The sequence below is a fragment of the Microcoleus sp. K4-B3 genome (assembly GCF_036704615.1).
GTDB lineage: Bacteria > Cyanobacteriota > Cyanobacteriia > Cyanobacteriales > Microcoleaceae > Microcoleus.
The window spans coordinates 15,807-34,696 of record NZ_JAUBSF010000043.1; the positions used below are offsets into that span (position 1 = coordinate 15,807).

15 protein-coding genes are annotated in these 18,890 nt (G+C 46.7%); 10 read left to right on the forward strand and 5 right to left on the reverse strand.

Features of this window, described 5'->3' with window-relative positions:
* Positions 1–11 precede the first annotated feature (11 nt).
* The gene (locus QUA78_RS18410; protein WP_333307012.1) at positions 12–2,090 is read right to left on the reverse strand and encodes a CapA family protein; all 2,079 of its coding nucleotides are present in this window, start codon (positions 2,088–2,090) and stop codon (positions 12–14) included.
* Positions 2,091–2,102: 12 nt separating this feature from the next.
* Entirely contained in the window at positions 2,103–2,258 is a 156-nt protein-coding gene (locus QUA78_RS18415; RefSeq protein ID WP_333307009.1) for a hypothetical protein, read from the reverse strand.
* Positions 2,259–3,024: 766 nt separating this feature from the next.
* Between QUA78_RS18415 and QUA78_RS18420 the strand changes: the two genes are divergently transcribed.
* Complete coding sequence (locus QUA78_RS18420) at positions 3,025–3,336, forward strand: DUF6679 family protein (protein ID WP_006633466.1); 312 nt, start codon at positions 3,025–3,027, stop codon at positions 3,334–3,336.
* Positions 3,337–3,664: 328 nt separating this feature from the next.
* Here QUA78_RS18420 and QUA78_RS18425 read toward each other — a convergent pair whose 3' ends face one another.
* Positions 3,665–5,287, reverse strand: a complete 1,623-nt coding sequence (locus QUA78_RS18425; protein WP_333305093.1) for an MBL fold metallo-hydrolase — start codon at positions 5,285–5,287, stop codon at positions 3,665–3,667.
* Between the two features lie 49 nt (positions 5,288–5,336).
* The gene (locus tag QUA78_RS18430) at positions 5,337–5,615 is read right to left on the reverse strand and encodes a hypothetical protein (protein ID WP_333305081.1); all 279 of its coding nucleotides are present in this window, start codon (positions 5,613–5,615) and stop codon (positions 5,337–5,339) included.
* A gap of 1,219 nt (positions 5,616–6,834) precedes the next feature.
* On the opposite strand from QUA78_RS18430, the gene QUA78_RS18435 reads away from it, so the two are divergent.
* The 9 genes from QUA78_RS18435 (at position 6,835) to QUA78_RS18475 (ending at position 17,607) form a co-directional block, all read left to right on the forward strand.
* The gene (locus tag QUA78_RS18435) at positions 6,835–7,203 is read left to right on the forward strand and encodes a hypothetical protein (protein WP_333398956.1); all 369 of its coding nucleotides are present in this window, start codon (positions 6,835–6,837) and stop codon (positions 7,201–7,203) included.
* Between the two features lie 264 nt (positions 7,204–7,467).
* Positions 7,468–7,761: an IS110 family transposase gene (locus QUA78_RS18440; protein ID WP_333305084.1), complete on the forward strand. Its 294-nt coding sequence runs from the start codon at positions 7,468–7,470 to the stop codon at positions 7,759–7,761.
* 178 nt (positions 7,762–7,939) lie between these two features.
* Complete coding sequence (locus QUA78_RS18445) at positions 7,940–8,479, forward strand: IS110 family transposase (RefSeq protein ID WP_333305095.1); 540 nt, start codon at positions 7,940–7,942, stop codon at positions 8,477–8,479.
* Between the two features lie 428 nt (positions 8,480–8,907).
* Positions 8,908–10,098 carry a glycosyltransferase gene (locus tag QUA78_RS18450; protein ID WP_333305087.1) on the forward strand — a complete coding sequence of 397 codons (1,191 nt, stop codon included), beginning with the start codon at positions 8,908–8,910 and terminating at the stop codon, positions 10,096–10,098.
* Positions 10,099–10,172: 74 nt separating this feature from the next.
* A complete protein-coding gene (locus QUA78_RS18455; RefSeq protein ID WP_333305089.1) occupies positions 10,173–11,591 on the forward strand; it encodes a glycosyltransferase in 1,419 nt (472 codons plus the stop codon).
* 30 nt (positions 11,592–11,621) lie between these two features.
* Positions 11,622–12,152: a hypothetical protein gene (locus tag QUA78_RS18460; protein WP_333305091.1), complete on the forward strand. Its 531-nt coding sequence runs from the start codon at positions 11,622–11,624 to the stop codon at positions 12,150–12,152.
* Complete coding sequence (locus QUA78_RS18465) at positions 12,131–12,940, forward strand: ABC transporter permease (RefSeq protein ID WP_333398957.1); 810 nt, start codon at positions 12,131–12,133, stop codon at positions 12,938–12,940. Before QUA78_RS18460 ends, QUA78_RS18465 begins: the two co-directional genes overlap by 22 nt.
* Positions 12,941–15,013, forward strand: coding sequence for a Wzt carbohydrate-binding domain-containing protein (locus QUA78_RS18470; RefSeq protein ID WP_333398958.1), 2,073 nt, complete (start codon positions 12,941–12,943; stop codon positions 15,011–15,013).
* 167 nt (positions 15,014–15,180) lie between these two features.
* Positions 15,181–17,607 carry a sulfotransferase gene (locus QUA78_RS18475; RefSeq protein ID WP_333304509.1) on the forward strand — a complete coding sequence of 809 codons (2,427 nt, stop codon included), beginning with the start codon at positions 15,181–15,183 and terminating at the stop codon, positions 17,605–17,607.
* Between the two features lie 56 nt (positions 17,608–17,663).
* On the opposite strand, the gene QUA78_RS18480 is transcribed toward QUA78_RS18475, so the two are convergent.
* Positions 17,664–18,884 carry an NAD(P)/FAD-dependent oxidoreductase gene (locus tag QUA78_RS18480; RefSeq protein ID WP_333304510.1) on the reverse strand — a complete coding sequence of 407 codons (1,221 nt, stop codon included), beginning with the start codon at positions 18,882–18,884 and terminating at the stop codon, positions 17,664–17,666.
* Positions 18,885–18,890 lie beyond the last annotated feature (6 nt).

Here is an 18,890-nt window from a genome sequence, read left to right on the forward strand (position 1 = left end):
ACCCCCAGCGGCTAACCAATGCTTCCAGCTATAGAAGGCAGGGCGATCCGCTGCTTGGATCGGTTACTGCTTGTACCTGGAACGATCGCGGAGGTCGGCTGCTCTTTGAGTGCGACTTCAAAAGATACAGCCCGAGTGGGGGGAAGATAGCTTTGGGGACTCGGCACTGCTCCTTGACTGGGAGATGGAGGCGCAATAAACGGTTCTTTGATGAATGGCTCTTTCGTAAACGGCTCTGCTTCCCGGCTGGGATTTTGAGGTTGAGTCGGGTAGATGCGCGGCGGCAAATTTTGATTCGCAGGCGGGTTGGACTCAATTGCAGGCCCCGTCCCGTTCGGGAACAATGAAGAGTTGTCCGGCTGTTTGGGCGCAGCCGGCAAAGCCGGCAAAATCAAAGTTGGTTTGGGTTGTCCGGGGCCTTGCAGAGTGCTTTCACCGGAGGTTCCCCCGGAACCCTGCCCGGGCTGGTAAGTACCGCTCTTTGCTGCTCCGGGCAACGGAGAATTTGGAGTTTTTGGTGCTGCTCCTGGCTGGACTAGGGCATCAAGAACTACAGAAGATCGCATCGGTCGATCGAAAATACTAGAAATTTGCTCAACGTGTTTGAGGATGCGATCTGCTGCGGCTCCCTCCACCACCTTCGGCTGAAACTTTTTTACCTCCACAGGCAGAAACTCTACCTTCATACTCCTGTCTTTGAGCGATACTTTCAGGACTGCGGTATCATAATCCCTGCGAGCATTCCCGCCGAATATAAAATTACCGAGCGAGTAAACAATCGGGCGGCCCTTGTAAATTTCTGCACCTTGCAGGACTTGGGGGTGGTGTCCCACTACCAAATCAGCTCCTTGGTCGATCGTGAACCGAGCCAAATCAATCTGCCAGTCCCCCGGATAATCTGCCAATTCGACTCCCCAGTGGTAATTAACAATAATCCAGTCTACCTGACCCCTGAGAGCTCGAATATCCTCTGCCACGCGATTGTTGCGGCGGGGGTTAGTACCCGCTTTGCCTTGGTCCGCGGCGTGAAGGTCGGCATCGTAATAACTGAGGTAGGCGAGCCGCTGACCCTTAACCTCAATAATATCTGGACGCCTTGCTTCTTTAATATCTCTGCCGGCTCCCAGGTGTTGAAGCCGACTATTATCTAAAGTATTTATAGTCTCCACCAGCCCCGGTTCCTCGTAATCCATAGCGTGGCTATTTGCCAGATTGACAATATCCACTCCTCCTGCTGTTAATACTTTCACCGATTCTGGATCGGCTTTAAAATTTAATTGTTTTTTGCCCGATCCCAATGTAGAGCGAGTCAGAGAGTTTTCTAGGTTAACCATTGCCACATCTGCTTGCCGGTACTCGTCCATATTGGCGAAAGCCCAATGGTAATCCTTGCCCGCAGATGCTCCGAGTGCATCCGATAGATTCACATTTCCTCCGAACATCAGCGTTACGGTTGGGTCGTAAGGATTAGCAACTTGCTTTTGCTGTACTACTGGTACCACTTCTAAGGCCGCTTGCACCGTATCCGCACGTTTTGGAGGCGGCCCCGACATTACGCCAGCTTGCTGATACCCGGATACTGGGGATACTAACCGCAGGGTAAGAGCCTCGTGGTAGCTCACCCAACACCCTAAAATAAATGAGGCAAGTGCCGAGCCCACTAGCAGCAGAGAACGATACGTTTTAAATTTAACCCAATCGACGGCCTGTAGGGAACGGTAACGCCGCCGCTGGCGGTTTGCCGGAGTGACAATTCGCACTGACTGTTTCCAGAGAATGTCTGGTTCCCCAGCCAAGCGCGCGTGAATTCGCACTCCTTGTACTGCTGGCGAGTTGAGTCTCCAGAGTTGGTGGCAAATAAATTTGACTAAGCCTTCCCGGAGAGTGCTCCCCAGTAATCTAGTATCTGGCGCAAATTCGCGCTGAAATTCTACGAGGATTTGGACGCAGCCGGCCTGAGCCTGTTCGACGCGGGCATAAATCCCTTCGGGTCGCAGCAAGCTGTCAATCCAGTAATTGAGGGCTTGAAAGTTGCCCGATCGCGCTAGATCCAAGATAGACGGCTGCGACCAATTTTCTGCGTACACCATCAATTAGCCTCCTTAATACCCACGAGCGATGACTCCTATTTGTTTTGAACGGAACCGCAATTCTTTTAGCTTAACCGCCACAGGTTCCGCTGCCCGTTTTGAAGCTTGTTGTTGGCCGCCACCATTTTCTACATTCAGGGGCTGCCTGCTGTCAGTGATTTTTATCACACTCGGGTCAATCGATTTTAAATTTTAGATTTTAGATTTTAGATTGAGTTCAGAGGGGGTGCTGGGGGCTAGAAAAAACCTCCAAGCAACAGGTTTCTGAGCGAATTGAGGCACAAGAGAGGGAGATTTCTGAGGCAGAGTCTGTTTTTATTGTCGCTGTTTGAGTGTCGCTTTGGAGCTTTCGCTTTGACATTGGAGATTTGAGATTGAGCCAAGAGGCGTTAGCGGGCGATCGAACAAACGTCGAAACAAGAGGTTTCTGGGGGAATTGAGGCACAAGAGAGGGAGATTTCTGAGGCAGAGTCTGTTTTTATTGTCGCTGTTTGAGTGTCGCTTTGGAGCTTTCGCTTTGACATTGGAGATTTGAGATTGAGCCAAGAGGCGTTAGCGGGCGATCGAACAAACGTCGAAACAAGAGGTTTCTGGGGGAATTGAGGCACAAGAGAGGGAGATTTCTGAGGCAGAGTCTGTTTTTATTGTCGCTGTTAATCGCGATCGCGGGAGTCAAGTTCTGATGCTCCGATCTGTGCTGGCAAATGCCTCCCGCGAGGGATGCCACTGGCTGCACAACCTGTAATTGGATAAATGGCGTACTAGATAGATTTGGTGGTAAAATCAAGTTTGGTAACTCCCATCGGTACAAAAGTTTCGGAAAACGTGAAAATGGCCAGTCCATACGGCTGTGCCTTCCGATGTAAAACCCAAAGTACGTTACGGTAAACAGGTCATATTTTAAGCAAGTTAAACTGCGCAGGAGAACTGACAAATGCTACAGCGCAAAATCTATCAACTCTGTTGTGATGGTCGTGAGGTTTCTATTTTTCTTCGAGATCAGCAACGTTGGATAGAGCGCGCTCGTATCCTAGATATTGAAGGGGATCTAGTCACGCTGCGCTACGAAACCGACGAAGAAGACGAAATCAGCTCCTGGGAAGAAATGGTGCGTCTCGAAAGTATTGGAGCTGTGTCCCAGAAGTTGGCTTCGGTGTCCAGAACTAACTGCGAGCCCCTAGTTTCTGACGATTGTCCCGAAGCCGAACAAATTCGCAATCACTACCCGGACTCGAATTTGGAATAGTTTTGAGCTCGCGCTTGAGGCACAAGGAAAACTTGAGAGAAAAGAAAACGACTTTTCTCCCTTTTTCCTGGAGGAATTACGCAAAAAACCCGGTTTAGACCAAAAATATTCTGGGTTGCGACCAAAAAATAAGGTATTTTGCCTTTAAATTTAAGCTTTATGGCGGGCTCTCCTGCCCACCCCACAAGAGCTTAAGTACACAGTAGTTGAAAAATTATTCAATGCGCGATACCTTACCCCTGGTTAAACGGGGTTTTTTGTCTGGGTACGTCCAGGACTGTTTTTTTGTTTTCTTTGCCTGCTGGCTGGTTTCGAGGTGCCCGACAGCTTATTCGCCGTCTGTTTCCCCATCTAGGAAAAGTTCGGACTCCGGTATCGCTTTAAACACCGGACAGAAACCGTCGGGGGTAACTTTAAAGCCAAACAAAGCAGATAATTGGTTCCAACAGCGCTGGCCGCGGTAGTGCTGGCAATTGCCGCAGCATTCGAGGTTTGCCTGAACGGCGCTGCCTTGAAAAAGCAGTTCCCGCTGGGAGATGCCCCGCAGTACCAGTTCTTCGCCTTGCCACCGCGCTTCTACCAGACCGGTATCGGCAAAATTGGCCCACCGAGGGTCGGCTGTAATCGGACTCGGCAAGCTAATTGCTACCTCTGTCCCCAATTCGCTGAGTTCTCCCTCATAGTTAGTTTCCGGGATAGCGGGCTGCAAAAACATTTCCCCGATCGGCAGTTCTACAAGTGTTCCGACCGCCGGAGTGTGCAACTGGTAGCGGTTTCGCAGCTCGTCCAAGTTAGCCAAGTCAGCCAAATATGCAGGGGAACCGTGGAGCAAAATTACGTGCTGGGGACGCAAATTGTGGATGAGCTGGGTAGTCCCAGGGCCGTCGCAGTGTTCGGCTAGCAGATAAGTTTCGACGCTTATGACTCCAGATTCGGGCCAGTTGCTGACGGGATATCCGGGTTTTTGAGGTGCGAGCAAAATCCAAGGATTTGTGCGATCGGCAACATACAAAGCCAAATCAGCAATTTGGTCAGTAATCACAATACACGGGGTGGAACCCAATCCGAGGCGCTGTTCGGCAGACAGTCGGCGGACGCGGGGTTTCACCCTTTCGTCCCAAAACAAAGGTTGGTGCAGAGCAAAATTTTGAACGGCGGTGGGAAATTGGGGCAACAGTTCCAGATAAGCGTCGCACCCGTCGGCGACAGTGCCGTCCACCCAAATATCCAAGTCGCGGCCAGTAAAGTAGTGGTGACTGCGGAGCAGCATCAGCAGTTCTTGGCCCAAACCGAGTGCCGGCGCGGGCAGCAGTACCGAGTACCCGTCGGCGATGGCGCGGTGGATGCGATCGGCTAACTGATTTTCTAGTTGTCGGCGGTGAGGGTGGCGCGCCGTGCCGTAACTGCCTTCCAAAATTAAAACATCGGGTTTCATGCCCCTGAGTTCTCCCAGCGGCAAACCTTCCACCAAACGAGAATTGGACAGGAAAAAGTCGCCGGTGTAAACCAGGGTGTAGGTGCGGTGGGGGGCGGCATAAGTCAGGATCACAGTCGCCGCTCCGGGCAAATGGCCCGACGGGAACAACTGCACGCTAAGTCCCGGGCGCAGTTCGATCGGCGACTGCCAGGGCAGTGCCTGACAGAACCGAGACTCTGGCTGCTGAGACCGGGATGGCCAGTTGAGCGGTAGCAGCCGCGTTGTCACTTCGCTGGCGTAAATTGGCAAGTGGGGGAAAGATTGATGGAGTGCTAGCAAACCTCTGGCGTGGTCAGAGTGGGCGTGGGTGCACACCACAAAATCGGCTGGCAGCGATCGATTTAGTGTCGCTGACAGGGGTGCAATATCCTCTATACCGCAGTCGAGTAAAATGCGGTGCGGCCCCATTCGGACTAGCAGACAGACCCCTTCCTGTGCGTGGCCTGCGCCGTAAGGTAAACAATCGAGATCCATCACTGCGGTTAGCTCCCTGCTTTGCACGCAACTTGCAGTATCGCCACATTTAAACATCGGTTGCGACTGCATTCATTCGATCGAGTTCACTCCCGGACACAGAAACCGGGTTTGATGGACGAAAACACTTTGTTGCCGCCCTCGCTCCGGGTAAAAAAACCCGGTTTCTGTAAAGTTGTGGTGCGTAAGCCTTGGAGTTAAATGTTTGCTCGAAGGCTCCGGCTCCCGTGCAAGGAAAGTAATTGCACTTAAGATTTGATGCAGCGCCAGGAAAGCGATTTTCCGAAGGCATTGGCCTGACGGGCATTCGGCCTTCGACAAAGTTCATGCTACTGGTTCTGGCATCAAAAGTTACATTTTATTGCACCATGTAAGACCAGCGAACTCGATCTCATATTCTGAGTTTTAAACCTTTTTCCACAATTTGCGCCTGCTAAAAGCTCGTCTTTTTTATGAGAAGATTTTAATTCAGATGCCCAAACATCTTGATAAAACTTTACAAATCTTCATTTTTTGGGTTTTGAGGGCGGTGTATAGTCCAATCTGAAAAACTTGGAGAACAAGAATGGTGCTAGCTCACTGCTTTTGTCAGGGCAGAGAGAGGCTTTATGAGTTCGATCGGTTTCTTTGTAAAAGTTTGATACATTCTTCTAAGCAAACCTTGTCGCTATCCAGGAGAGAGTTTAAATGGATTTTTGACCCCGCCCAAAAACGGATACAAGTTTCCGACAGTAGTCGCCAGCCACCCAAAGTTGTAGACTCTTGTTCTAGCTCCGAGATTCATCGGGAGTAAATCTCAAATCGTTCGACTCAGCGCAACTCGGCTGAGTGCTCGCCGAACGTCTTAGTAGCGTGGCTAGACTGAGCGTCGAACGTCTCGCCGAAGTCTCAAACCTCAAATCTCAAATCGACTGACTGGCCCATAATAGGTTTGTTTACTCCGCTCATTGACTAGGGCACAAAACGATAAGTTCTTTTGTTTTACCCCCAAAATAGCCACATCAATTCCGACAATAGATGATATTCATCCTGTAAAAATACCACTAACTTGCCAGAAGTAATCTCGGCTCGGTGAGTCTCCAACCAGCCTGTAATATCCTGTTTTTTTTTATCATTGCTGTGTCTTATTTAGGGTTGCGTTTTTGAGTTTTTTTCAGCTAATTCGTGCCTGGTTAAACTGTGGGGAATAGCTTTGTTTGGAGTCAAACACCACATCGTAGTTCTCCACTATTTATCCTTGCAGTTGTGTGATATTCCAGTTTTTTGACGGCAGCCAGCAAACGACTGCTGCGCTTTGCGCAGATTATAGATAACCGACTGAACCTCGTCGATCTACCAGTTTTAACCTAGATATACCTGTAGTTTATAGAATTTAGTCTATTCGCCAATGAACCCGCAACAGACTTCTAGAGCCTCCTGAATATCTCGGTGTTTATAGCTTTAGAGAAACATTTGAACTGAAGAAGCTCGCTTCAACTCACGTGGGCCTGGATTGGACTAGATCAACTCATTGAGGTAGGCTAAGTAAGTGGGTACAAATAAACATAATGTGGGGAGGGTGGTTTTGCACTCATAAAGTGGCTTGTATAGGAGTGATTCTTAGCTACACCCGCCCCTTGTATCTTAAAAGAGTCAAGCAGGCGATCGCACCGACAAGCAGGCGATCGAACCGTCAATTAGGCGATCGCACCGACAAGCAGGCGATCGAACCGTCAATCAGGCGATCGCGCCTTTTTCAAAGTAAATCTAAAGAAAAAAGAAAAGTTTCGTACCAAGATGCAAGTTTCAGGAGAAAGTGCTCTTCAAGGACATCAAAAATCGGTAAATTTTGCCCGCCCCGATCGACTTTCGCAAGTCTGTTGTGTAGATCGGCTCCCATTACTAATGACACGCACATCAAACTGGACATTATCTGAGGCTCTCGCTCTGATCGAGAAAGCCTGCATTCACAAGGTTAGTATTCAATTGCCTGTCAGGTTATTTCATAAATCGGAGTAAATCGGGAGTCCAAAATGACACCAACAGTTTTAGGCATAAACATCAGTAAAAAAGACTTTCATGTCTCATTACTGAGTGAAACTCGTGCGACTAAGCCCAAAAAGTTTACGAACAATACTCAAGGGTTTGAGAGTTGAGATAGCTGGCTTAAACAACTTCGTGTACTCAAACTCCCTGATTGCATGGAAGCTACTAGCATTTACGGGGAAGCCTTAGCCGAATTCCTCCATTTGGCTCGTTATCAGGTTAGTATCGTCAATCCTGCCAGGATTAAAGGGTTTGCTAAAAGCGAACTTTTGCGAACCAAAGCCGACTCCGTAGATGCGACACTGATTGCTCGTTTTTGTGCATCTGTTAAACCCTCATTCTCGACACCTACTGCACCTAAAGTTAAGGAATTACAAGCTGGCTTTGCGACGGCTCGAATCTGCGATCGAAATGTCAACTCAATAACAGAACCGCCTGGAAACAGTTAGATCAACTGTTGCTGCCCTTACGCGAGCGCATTTGGAGTATCTAAAATAGCAATAACAACTGATCGAATAACTGATTAGTGACCATTTTGACCAACACCCCCATTTTTTAAAAAAGGGTGAAATCTTGACATCAATCCCCGGAATTGGTGAACAAACGGCATCCCTATGATTACCGTAAATTGGTGAGGTTTTTGATTATGAGAATGGCTGTAAATTAGCAGCTTATGCAGGCTTCACTCCCTGCGAATGCAATTCTGGGACTTCTATTAAAGGCAAAACTCGTTTGTCATACGCCGGCAATATCCGACTGCGAAAAGCTTTGTATTTGCTGGCTGTGGTGGCGATGCCCTGCAACCCGTTACTCAAAGCAAATCGCTGTGCGATTATTGGGTTGTGGAAAGGTCAAAATGCAGGTGATTGGTGCAATGATATCGGAAGTTGGTGCATTGGCTTTGGGGATTTTAAAATCCCCAAAGCCTTTCGATCCCAATTATGCGATCGCTACCGCTTGACAGGTCAAGACAGTATCTACAAGACCCTAGAAAATATTATTGTTTTTGGTGCCGTTCTACTTGGCATGGGGATTTATTCCCAAAAATTAGTATTTTATTTGCTGCCTCTATATTATCGCAACAGACTTGGGATTGCTAGAGAAATACTACTCGCGAAAGTTGGAATTGCGAGAGTTTTTAATTGTTTGGTATGTTGTCGAGCATAGTACCCGATCGCAATTAAAGCTGAAATGAGGAGCGATCCCACAAACCCGGTTTTCTTAAAAAATCGGGTTTTTAGATGTGGCATTAATGGCGAGGCTTGCTAGCGCAACGGCTGCCAATAGCACCTGCAATTGACACAAGCCTCAACGAGCGCTAGTTTTTGACGGCAAATATAATGTACGAAAAAAACTTGACATCAGCAGGTCATCGAAAGTTAAAATATGAATAACAGCAATAACAAAAATGAGGCTTTATGTTTGATTCGCAAGCCGGGAGCAACAAGTATAGCATTAATAAATTGCTATCCTCTAAAACAATTTTGGCAAAAAAACATCCGAGAAAATACGGATTATTTATGAGTTTTTCACAATCTAAAATTTAGAATCTACAATCTACAATCTACGATCTAAAATCTAAGATGGCATAACTCATGGCAACAGCTATTCTTGACCTGGAAATCTCCAAACTCCCGCCCGAAATTACGGTTGAGGAGCGTTACAGCAAAGCCTTGGTTTTAATTCGACTGCACGGAAAACCGATCGGCCAAGCTCTACTTTCGGTAGTCAGAGGTAGCATTGAGGGATCTCAATTGCGGGAAACACTGATGAATGCTGCGGGGGAGAATCTTTGGAAAAATTGGCTCTACGATTCCCTCGCATGGGACGAACGCGGGCCCCTGCAGGCAATGCCGATCGCCACAGTAGCGGTTTGCACGCGCGATCGCCCGGAAGATTTGCGGCGCACTCTTGAAGCGTTTATGCAGCTCCCAGACGACGGTCAGGAATACTTAGTAATTGACAATTGTCCCGCCACGGACGCTACCGAGGAACTGGTCAAAAATTACCCAAAAGTCCGCTATGTTCGCGAAGACGTACCGGGTTCCAGCGCTGCCCGCAACCGAGCTTTACGCGAAGCTAAACACGAATTCGTAGCCTTTACAGATGACGACGCGGCCCCCGATCCCAACTGGCTGCGATCGCTCTTGTGGAATTTTAGCGATCCGCGAGTGATGTGCGTCACGGGGCTGCTGATGCCCTTGGAACTAGAAACCGAAGCGCAAGAATGGTTCGAGCGCTATAGCCCCCACGGGCGGGGCTTCGAGCGCCGAATTTTTGACGGGGCGCACTGCAACCCGCTGGTTGTCGCTCCTGTGGGGGTTTCGGCGAGTATGGCTTTGCGCAAAAGTTCGATCGACTGTATCGGCTTGTTTGACGAGGCTTTAGGGGCGGGAACGCCCACTGTCGGAGGGGAAGACTGTGAACTCTTTGCCCGCATTTTGCGCGCGGGCTACTGCATCGTCTACGAGCCGAGAGCCTTGAGCTGGCACCGCCATCGGCGCACCTGGGAAGAATTGCAAAAAACGCTCCAAGGCTACGGCATCGGAGTCTATGCTTTCTGGACGCGGATGTTTGTAATCAACAGAGAATTCAGTGTGCTGCGGTTAGCTTGGGGATGGTTGCATTCCAAGCAAATTCCTGAATTATTTGCTTCTTTGCGAAAGCAACCCGAGTCGATTCCGAGCGATTTGCTGTTGGCTCAACTGCGGGGCTGTGTCAGTGGGCCGATGGCTTATTTTGCTTCTCGGAAGTGGTTGCAAGAAATTAAGGGGAGCAATGAATAGGGAGTTTTAGATTATTTTTAACCGCAGATGAAAGCAGATGAAATGTAGATGAAGTTAATTTTGGTAATGTAAATATGGAAAATTTGACTGTTAGCGTAATTATTCCCACTCACAATCGAAGTTCTTCGCTGCGGCGGGCTTTGGATGCTTTGCACTCGCAAACTTATCCGATCGAGCTGATCGAAGTTATTGTAGTGGCAGATAGCTGCATTGACAATACTTTGGCAATGCTACAAGACTACAAAGCTCCGTTTAAACTGCACGCGATCGAGGTAAATTGCCGGAGTGCTGCCATCGCCCGCAATACGGGAGCGGCTTCGGCTACGGGGCAATTGCTGCTGTTTCTCGACGACGATATCGAAGCGCTGCCGCCTTTGGTTGAAAGCCACGCGCGCGCTCACCGAGAGCGTCCGGGAGCGGCTGTCATGGGCCCATATCCGCCTAAGTTGCACGGAGGAACTAGACTTTTTGACGTGGAAGTGCGATCGTGGTGGGAAGACAAGTTTTATCAGATGAGCCAGCCCGGTCACCGATTTACTTATAAAGATTTGCTCAGCGGCAACCTTTCTTTGGATGCAGAACTGTTTGCTCGTCTCGATGGCTTTGATTCGGCTTTCGGGAACTGCGGCGGGGAAGATTACGAGTTTGGGGTGCGTTTGCTGAAAGCTGATGTACCTGTTGTTGTGGCTGCTGAAGCAGTGGGCTATCATTACGAACACGAAACCAACAATCTCGATCGCTCTTTCGGCAGATTTCGTCAGGAAGGGCGATCGGATGTTTTGATCGGCCACCGACACCCGGAAATTAAACCGATACTGCCGATAGCAGCCTACGAAACTGCTTACTCCCTGGTAGATAAAATTCTGGTAGCTGTCACGTTTTTCTGCCCGGCTGCTGTGGATTGGCTGGCCCTGGGACTGAGGAAATCCCTTGATTTACTCGAAAGCTTGCGGATGCGGGGAACTTGGCGGTGGTTGCGGGCAAAATTGCGCGGTTATTGGTATTTGCGGGGTGTTATCGATGAGTTGAAAAGTAGATCGGCAATTTCTAGTTTTATGCAAGGAACCCCGGCCCGCGGCGATTTGGGCGGACATGAAATTAACATCGATTTGGAGCAAGGTTGGGAAGCCGCAGAAAGCCTGCTGGAGGCGGAACGACCGGCTGGGGTTTACCTGTATTACGGTCAACAGAAAGTAGGCCACATTTTTCCGCAAGCGGGCGCGGAACCGCTGCGGGGCGCTCACTTGCGATCGATTCTGGCGCTTCACTTTGCCGAACCCTTGGCTCGGGCGATTGGGGTTAACGGTATGCCCCGCAAGGCTGAAACGATCGAAGAAAAGCCTTTAGTTGCTTTGAAAATGTACGAATTAGTAATTAATAAGTATGTCGGGGACTTTAAACTCAAAACTCCAACCTCAAAAGTTGGGAAATTGGAAAATTGGGAAATTGCAACTCAAAACTCCCAACTCAAAACTCAGAACTTTTCTCTCTAGTTCCCGCTAGACTATTTTTAGGAGCAACTTATGGCAATAAAAGTGATGGAAATTGAGTTGGCCGAACAGATTAATCCCATTCGGAAACTAGGAAAATATGAAGGATTTCGCATTTTAGTTCGCTACCGGGGACGACCTCTGGGCTGGGCTTATGTTAGTAACAGTCCCTGGGAACAAACAATTGCGATCGATCGAGTGCGACAAACAATTGTGGATCAGTTAGGCAAAGAGTTCGTGCGATCGACTTTGGTAGAGTTCTTCGGCCAGGAACCAGCAGCAGTTTCCCATCGCCACCTGCCGTCAATGAGCGTTGTCATCTGCACGCGCAACCGCACTGTGCCGCGGCTGGAAATTTGGAATTTTGTTTGCTCTCAGTGGCTGAACAGGTTGCTATTGGGTCGCTTGATGATTCCTGGCCGGTTGATCGGCAAATTGGTAGTGAGCGAGTTGCTGGGAGTTCTGCAAAGTTCTTTTGCTTACAGGGAAGCGCACTTGCAAGCCCAGTGTTTGGCTGCTGTTCTTGGGGTTGAACCGCTGGTATGTGCCGGAGGTGTGCGGTGAGAAATGCGGGAACGCTGGTTTATCGGCGCAAAATTGCTCATTGGTTCGATTTACTGCGGGTGTTGGTCGATCGCGATATGAAATTACTTTACAAGCGATCGACCTTGGGGATTGCTTGGACTTTAATCAGTCCGCTGTTACAGTTGGCTGTATTTTCCTTTTTGTTTCGCTCTGTCGTACCCCTTAATATTCCAAAATTTTCTTCCTTTGCTTTCAGCGGCTTGTTAATCTGGAATTGGTCTCAAACGGTATTATTTAAATCAACGGCATTAATTACCAATCATAAGCCACTAATCAGGCAGCCAAATTTCCCCCCGGCAATTTTGCCGGTAGTCGCGACGACGACGGGGCTCATTCACTTTTTCTTAGCATTGCCGGTGTTACTTATCTTTCTGGCAATTGATGGCGTTCCTCTGAATGCAGTGCTCTTGTTGTTGCCGCTGCTGATGATTATTCAGTTTGTCCTGACAGTTAGTTTTGCTTATCCCCTTGCCGCTTTGAATGTCACTTTCCGCGACACTCAGCACACTTTGGGAGTAGTTTTGCAGATGCTGTTTTACCTGACTCCGATTTTCTACGACATCAGCAGCGTCCCGGAAAAATTTAAGATTTTTTATTACTTAAATCCAATGGTGCCCCTGATTGAAGCTTACCGCGCCATACTTCTTAAAGGTATGCAGCCGGATTGGTCGGCTCTGTTAATTTTGAGCTTGGCTGTGACGGCTCTTTTACCCATCGGACTGGGAATTTTTAGACGGCAAAGCGCTCATTTTGTGGAGGAAGTGTAAATGCGTGAAGCAATTATTGTCAAAGGTTTGGGTAAGCGTTTTAACCGCTACTCTACCGCGAAACCTTATACGATTATGGAAGCCGCTTTGTCCGGTTGGTGGAAGCTGAAGCCGGAGGCGAGTTTTTGGGCGCTGCGGAATATAAATTTTACTGTTTCTCCTGGCGAAATGCTGGGAATTCTTGGCAAGAATGGCGCGGGGAAATCAACGCTGCTGCAACTTGTCGGCGGTATTTGCCGGGCTGAGGAAGGATCTATTAAAGTTAACGGCAGAATTGGCGGCTTGTTGGATTTGGGTGCGAGTTTTCACTCGGATCTAACGGGCAGAGAAAACGTGTTTGTGGGTGCGGTGGTGGCCGGTTTGACTCGCCGGGAAGTGGCGCGCAGGTTTGACGATATTGTGGAATTTGCAGAGTTAAAACAGTTTATTGACAGCCCGACGCGGACTTACAGTACGGGGATGAAAATGCGGCTGGCTTTTTCGGTGGCGGTGCATACCGATCCCGAAGTGCTGTTAGTTGATGAACATTTGTCGGTTGGTGATGTGGCTTTTCAAACTAAATGTTTGAATAAGATAACTGAGTTTAAGAATCAAGGATGTGCGATTGTTTTGATTTCTCACACCGCGTCGCAAATTCAGAAAATGTGCGATCGGGCTTTGTGGCTGAAATCAGGTGAAATCGTGGCTTATGGCGAACCAGAAGTGGTAGTCGGTCAGTATTTGTCAGAAATGCGATCGTCCACATCAAATCGCACTCCCCTGCGTGCTGCTGAAGCTACAAGTAGCGGCTCGTCACAGCGAGGTAATCAGAATCGCTTCGGTTCTATGGAAGTAGAAATTACCGATGTCAAAGTGTCGCCTAATACGGAAATAGATAGCGGTGATGCTATTAGCATTGAAATTCATTATTCGGTCTCGCAGGAAATTTCTGCTGCTATTTTTGCCGTAACAATCAGCAGGGAAGATGGTCAAAGCTGTTTTGAGACTAATACTAATCAAATGGGCAGACTGCTGCCGCTGGTGAAAGGGAAAGGCAAAATCCGGCTGCAAATCGACAGGCTGGATTTAGGAAACGGTCAGTATTACGTGAATGCTGGGGTTTACGAGGAAACTTTGGCTTACGCCTACGATTATCATTGGCAGGTTTATCCGCTGTACGTGCGATCGACTGTCAACCAAAAAACGATTCTTTGTCCGCCCTACCGCTGGGAATTTGAGGGCAAAATGCCGCTTCGGGATTTACCTGAACTAGCCTCTCTAACTTACGATTTGGATAAGAATAATCCCGGCTACGCCAAGATTTCGACTCAATTGGAAAATAAGCAAAAACCTGAGTTTTTAATTGTTGGCGCTCAAAACTGCGACACGGAATCTCTATACGGTTATCTCGCGCATCACTTGCAAATTATTAAAGAAGGTTCCCGGGACATTCACTTTTTTGATTTGAATTTTGAGCGTGGTGTTGAGTGGTACAGCAAGCAGTTGACGCGGAGTGTCGCGGGTGAGAAGGTGCTGCTGTGGGAGATGACTCCTTACTATATTTATCATCCTTTGGTGGCGGAGCGAGTTTACAAGTGTTTCCCAGATGTTAAGCTGATTGTGATGCTGCAAAACCCGGTAAAACGAGCATGGATGCACTATCATTTAGAAGTGGCGAGTGGCTGCGAAAAGTTGGATTTTGAAAAGGCGATCGCTTCTGAACCTGATAGACTCAAAGGTGAGATTGAAAAAATCCAAGTTGATGAAAATTATTACAGTTTTAATCACCAGCATTATTCCTATTTGTCGCGGGGAATTTATGTAGAACAAATCAAAAATTGGCTCGACTATTTTCCGAGGGAACAGTTGCTAATTCTCAAGACCGAAGATTTTTACGCAAATACCGACAAAGTATTTTCGGAAGTATTGAATTTTTTGGATCTTAGTGCGAGTGCAATTAAAGAATATCAAATAAATCATATCGATCGCTACAGCCAAATGCCGCCAGAAATCGAACAAAAATTGATAAATTATTTCCAGCCTTACAATCAAGAACTTTCGGATTTGTTGAAAGAAAACTTTAATTGGAGTTAGGAAAAAACTTTTTGCCCATATAGGAACAAAAAAGACAGAGATTTACCAATGATTTCTAATAAATGATACATGAATCATAGCTGTTTCTTCTTTTCATCTGTGCAGTTAGCGCTCTCTGCTTTTAATCAAAAAAAATCTAATTCACAAACCATTTATCAGCTATAAAAATGAAACGGATATTTTTACTAGGCTGTCCGAGAAGCGGCACAACCATGCTTCAAAGTTTATTAGCCGCTCATCCTGAAGTTATTTCTTTTCCTGAATCTAAGTTTTTTCACTATTTACTGTACAATAAGTTTGCGGGAAAGTTGCCAGGTAGGATGGAAGCTTTTTTTAAGGATGAGATTAATCGCCCTGAACTTTTGCAAGATTTTGATGATAGTCAAACTGTGGCCACTAAAGTTAGTTGGTTTGTCGGAGTTTTGGATGGTTTGGCGGCGGAACAAAACAAAAGTATTTGGTTGGAAAAAACGCCGGAACACATATATTTTATTGAGGATATACAGCGCTTTTTGCCGGATGCTAAATTTATACATATTTTGAGAAACAGTATGGATACAATAGCTTCTCTGCATGAGGCTACTAGCAGTTCTCATGATTTGTGGGGGCCTGGTTGGGATTTAAACCACTGTATTACTCGGTGGAAAGAGGCGATGTTAATTAGTCACAAATATGCTAAAAAATCTAATCATATATTAGTCAAATATGAAGAAATTGTAGATAATAAAGTAAAAAAATTAAAAGAAATTTGTAATTTTATGGGCGTTGCCTATGATGAAAAAATGCTGGAACTTTATCAAGAAAAAGCCGTTAACCTCAGTTTAAATCTACCTTGGCACCAAGGGATTGAGAGAGAGGTTCAAAGTAATAAGGTTCACAAATATCATAAAATTTTTACTAAAAATGAAATTAAATCTATTTTAGATAAGATTAAGCGAGTCAAGGGTGAAATTGCCTGGAAAGTTACGGTAGAAGTGAGCGAACCAATTTCCGATATTTGCGATATTCCGCAAATATGCGATCGCCTGTGCTGTACGATCGAACTAGAAGGAATTAAACTCGGTATTCTTGAATTGCCAGTCTGCGATGGCACGGTTGCCGGTGCGGTGTTGGCGGATGCGATCGCAGCCGAGTTTGCTGGGCAAATTCTCGATCGCTTCTTTCAACGCAATCGCAGCGAAAAAGGCAATAGATTGTGGCAAACTTTGCTGGAACCATTGCACAAAAAAAATGACTGGACGCTATTTTTGCAAGAATTATGGGGGCGTCCGCATTGGCATTTGGAGGATTTCTACAAGCCAGAAATAGCCGAAGAAGTCCCAACAATTACGCTCGAAAAAGATTTAATTGCTTTAGAAGTTAGCGAGGAATTTACTAATATACAAGTTGATCTTTCTGAAATTGACGTGCTGGTGAAAGTAGGCGGCGTTGCTGTCGGTATTGTCACTATTGCGGTGGAAAATAATTTTGTTTCTGCTCAAAAATTGCGATCGACAATTACTCAAAATAGCGGTTTTGAGTTGTGCGTCGCCAGCGTGCGAGAAGCTTTGCTGGGAAAACCGCTCAACGGCAAGCAATCGCTGCGATCGCGCTTAGCCTCTTGTGCTCAACAAAGGTCGGATTTGCCCGAGAGTTTGAATGCAGCGGGTGCTGGGGGCATTTACCCGCCAAATGCGTTGATGTTCGGTAGGCGATCGGGTGCGATCGGGACGAGTGTCAGCCGCCGGGCCGCACTCCCAGCGGCGGCGCTGCGGGAAATCGCGTCAGCGGCGGCAATTGCGGGGGAAACAACAATGGAAATTGCCCCAGAAAACTCGTTTCCAAAGCAAGTATTTTACGCACCGGAAATTATTGGGCGAAAATCGCCGTCTGGGGAAGTTTCTCATTCAGTGAAACCTCAACTTTTTGACAATCATAGCGTTACACAAAGGCTGCCCATTCTCGCCTACCGTCGCATTTCTCCTGACGGTTTAGACGCAGTTACCCCCCAGGTTTTGGAACAACAGTTGCAGTATCTCAAAGATCGCGGTTATTATAGTGCTAGTTGGGAAGATTGGCGAAGTGCGAAACTGGATAAAACTCCTTTACCCGGTAAAGCTGTATCGATGACTTTTGACGGAGGCTATCTCGACTTTTTTCAATATGCTTGGCCTCTGCTAAAACGCTTTGATTTTACAGCGACTGTTTTTCTGGTAGCGGAGTCGATAGGAAAGACAAATAGTTGGGAAAAAGCCGAATTTGAAGAAGTGCAGTTAATGGGATGGCCGGAAATTCGCCAACTGCAGGATGCAGGGATTGAATTCGGTTCTATGTCTGCTACTTATCAACCTCTAACTGCATTGTCGCCGACAGAAATTGTGCGGGAGGGGGCGAAATCCCGTGCTATCTTGGAAGGGGGATTAGAGAAATCTGTTAAATGTTTTGCCTATCCTTACGGGGATGTCGATCCAATTGTAGCGCATTTAATTGGAGCGACTGGGTATACTTTTGGTGTATCATATAGGTCAAATTTTAGCAGTTTTGACGATGCTTTACTGTCGCTGCCGCGCATTCAAGTTACAGCAGAAAATTTTTTATGGCAATTAGGTTTGTAGGGTGCGTCAGCCAGCGAGATTTTTCCCTCAACTAACAATTTCTCAACTGACGTACCTTACAAGTGAAATCGCTTAATCAATCCCTTGATTTTCCGCTGCAAATAACCGCCTAACCCTCTGGAAATCTTCTCAAACTTATAATAAAATAAAATATCCATAACATCTTCTGTTTTCATATACTTTAAATAAGAAATCATTTTATCTGTCAGTTCATCATTAACATCATCGATATATTTTCTCACAGCCAACCTTTCCGAAATATTCCATTTTTTATCAAACTTGCGGTGCATTTCCGTCTCATAATCCCGAAAATCTGAGATTTTCCCCTCCAAATACCTTTGAATATATTTCCCCGCAATTTCCGCACCATCCATCCCGTGTCTAATTCCTTCGCCACCCAAAAAATTTACTGTCGAGACACTATCGCCGATCGCAATTATATTATTTCTACAATAAATATCTTTCAAACCAGGACTATACTTCAGCGTCGAACCGTGTTTGTCAATAATTTGATAATTTTTAGACTTCAGATATTCATCAATCAGTAAATCAATATATTTTTTCAGCGGTGACAAATGCCTCAACGTTTTCGGATCTAAAAAAATGCGGCCCGCACCAACTTTCAGCCTGTTTTGTTCCATTGGGAATATCCAGGAATAACCCTTCGGCATCCATTTATCGCCCAAAAAGAAGATTAAATCACCCCTGTATTTATTGTAAACTTCTGGCTCTACTTCAATTAAATATTCTATTCCGGTTCCAGACAAAAAATCGGGCTTATCCTTCTCTTTTTCGTACATAATCGCCCTAGCAAAGCCAGTAGCATCAACCAATACTTTCGTGCTAACTTTGATAACTTGACCGTCGGATAACTGTTTAAATTCTACTGTTGTTTCGCCTTTGGCTTGTGAATGTCCGGTGTAGCGATAACCAAGCCAAACTTCACCGCCAAATCGCTCAACTTCGCTGGCTAGAAATGCTCTAAATTTAGCAAAGTTGAGAACAACTCCCAAGCTTTGGGGAGACTCCCAACTTTGACTGACTTTGCTAGTTTCAATAGTAAGTTTGTGCCAAAAACTGCCGATAACGGATTGGGGTAAATCGAATTTAGAGAGGGTTTCTAGAGGCGTGGCGGCGCTGGAAAAGTCATTTTTATTAAAATTGTCGTTTTGCTCTGCCAGCAAGACTTTGTGGCCGGATTTGGCTAGGATTCTCGCGCAGTGGCCTCCTGCTGGGCCGGCTCCTACTATTACTATGTCAAAACTTTTTAAATTCATTTTGCT

Excerpts from the sequence above, each read along its gene's own strand:
- QUA78_RS18410 (WP_333307012.1), bottom strand. The coding sequence starts at position 2,090 with ATGGTGTACGCAGAAAATTGGTCGCAGCCGTCTATCTTGGATCTAGCG.
- QUA78_RS18420 (WP_006633466.1), top strand. The coding sequence starts at position 3,025 with ATGCTACAGCGCAAAATCTATCAACTCTGTTGTGATGGTCGTGAGGTT.
- QUA78_RS18465 (WP_333398957.1), top strand. The coding sequence starts at position 12,131 with ATGTGCCGGAGGTGTGCGGTGAGAAATGCGGGAACGCTGGTTTATCGG.
- QUA78_RS18450 (WP_333305087.1), top strand. The coding sequence starts at position 8,908 with ATGGCAACAGCTATTCTTGACCTGGAAATCTCCAAACTCCCGCCCGAA.
- QUA78_RS18470 (WP_333398958.1), top strand. The coding sequence starts at position 12,941 with ATGCGTGAAGCAATTATTGTCAAAGGTTTGGGTAAGCGTTTTAACCGC.
- QUA78_RS18455 (WP_333305089.1), top strand. The coding sequence starts at position 10,173 with ATGGAAAATTTGACTGTTAGCGTAATTATTCCCACTCACAATCGAAGT.
- QUA78_RS18440 (WP_333305084.1), top strand. The coding sequence starts at position 7,468 with ATGGAAGCTACTAGCATTTACGGGGAAGCCTTAGCCGAATTCCTCCAT.
- QUA78_RS18425 (WP_333305093.1), bottom strand. The coding sequence starts at position 5,287 with ATGGATCTCGATTGTTTACCTTACGGCGCAGGCCACGCACAGGAAGGG.
- QUA78_RS18435 (WP_333398956.1), top strand. The coding sequence starts at position 6,835 with ATGTGGGGAGGGTGGTTTTGCACTCATAAAGTGGCTTGTATAGGAGTG.
- QUA78_RS18430 (WP_333305081.1), bottom strand. The coding sequence starts at position 5,615 with ATGAACTTTGTCGAAGGCCGAATGCCCGTCAGGCCAATGCCTTCGGAA.
- QUA78_RS18480 (WP_333304510.1), bottom strand. The coding sequence starts at position 18,884 with ATGAATTTAAAAAGTTTTGACATAGTAATAGTAGGAGCCGGCCCAGCA.
- QUA78_RS18460 (WP_333305091.1), top strand. The coding sequence starts at position 11,622 with ATGGCAATAAAAGTGATGGAAATTGAGTTGGCCGAACAGATTAATCCC.
- QUA78_RS18475 (WP_333304509.1), top strand. The coding sequence starts at position 15,181 with ATGAAACGGATATTTTTACTAGGCTGTCCGAGAAGCGGCACAACCATG.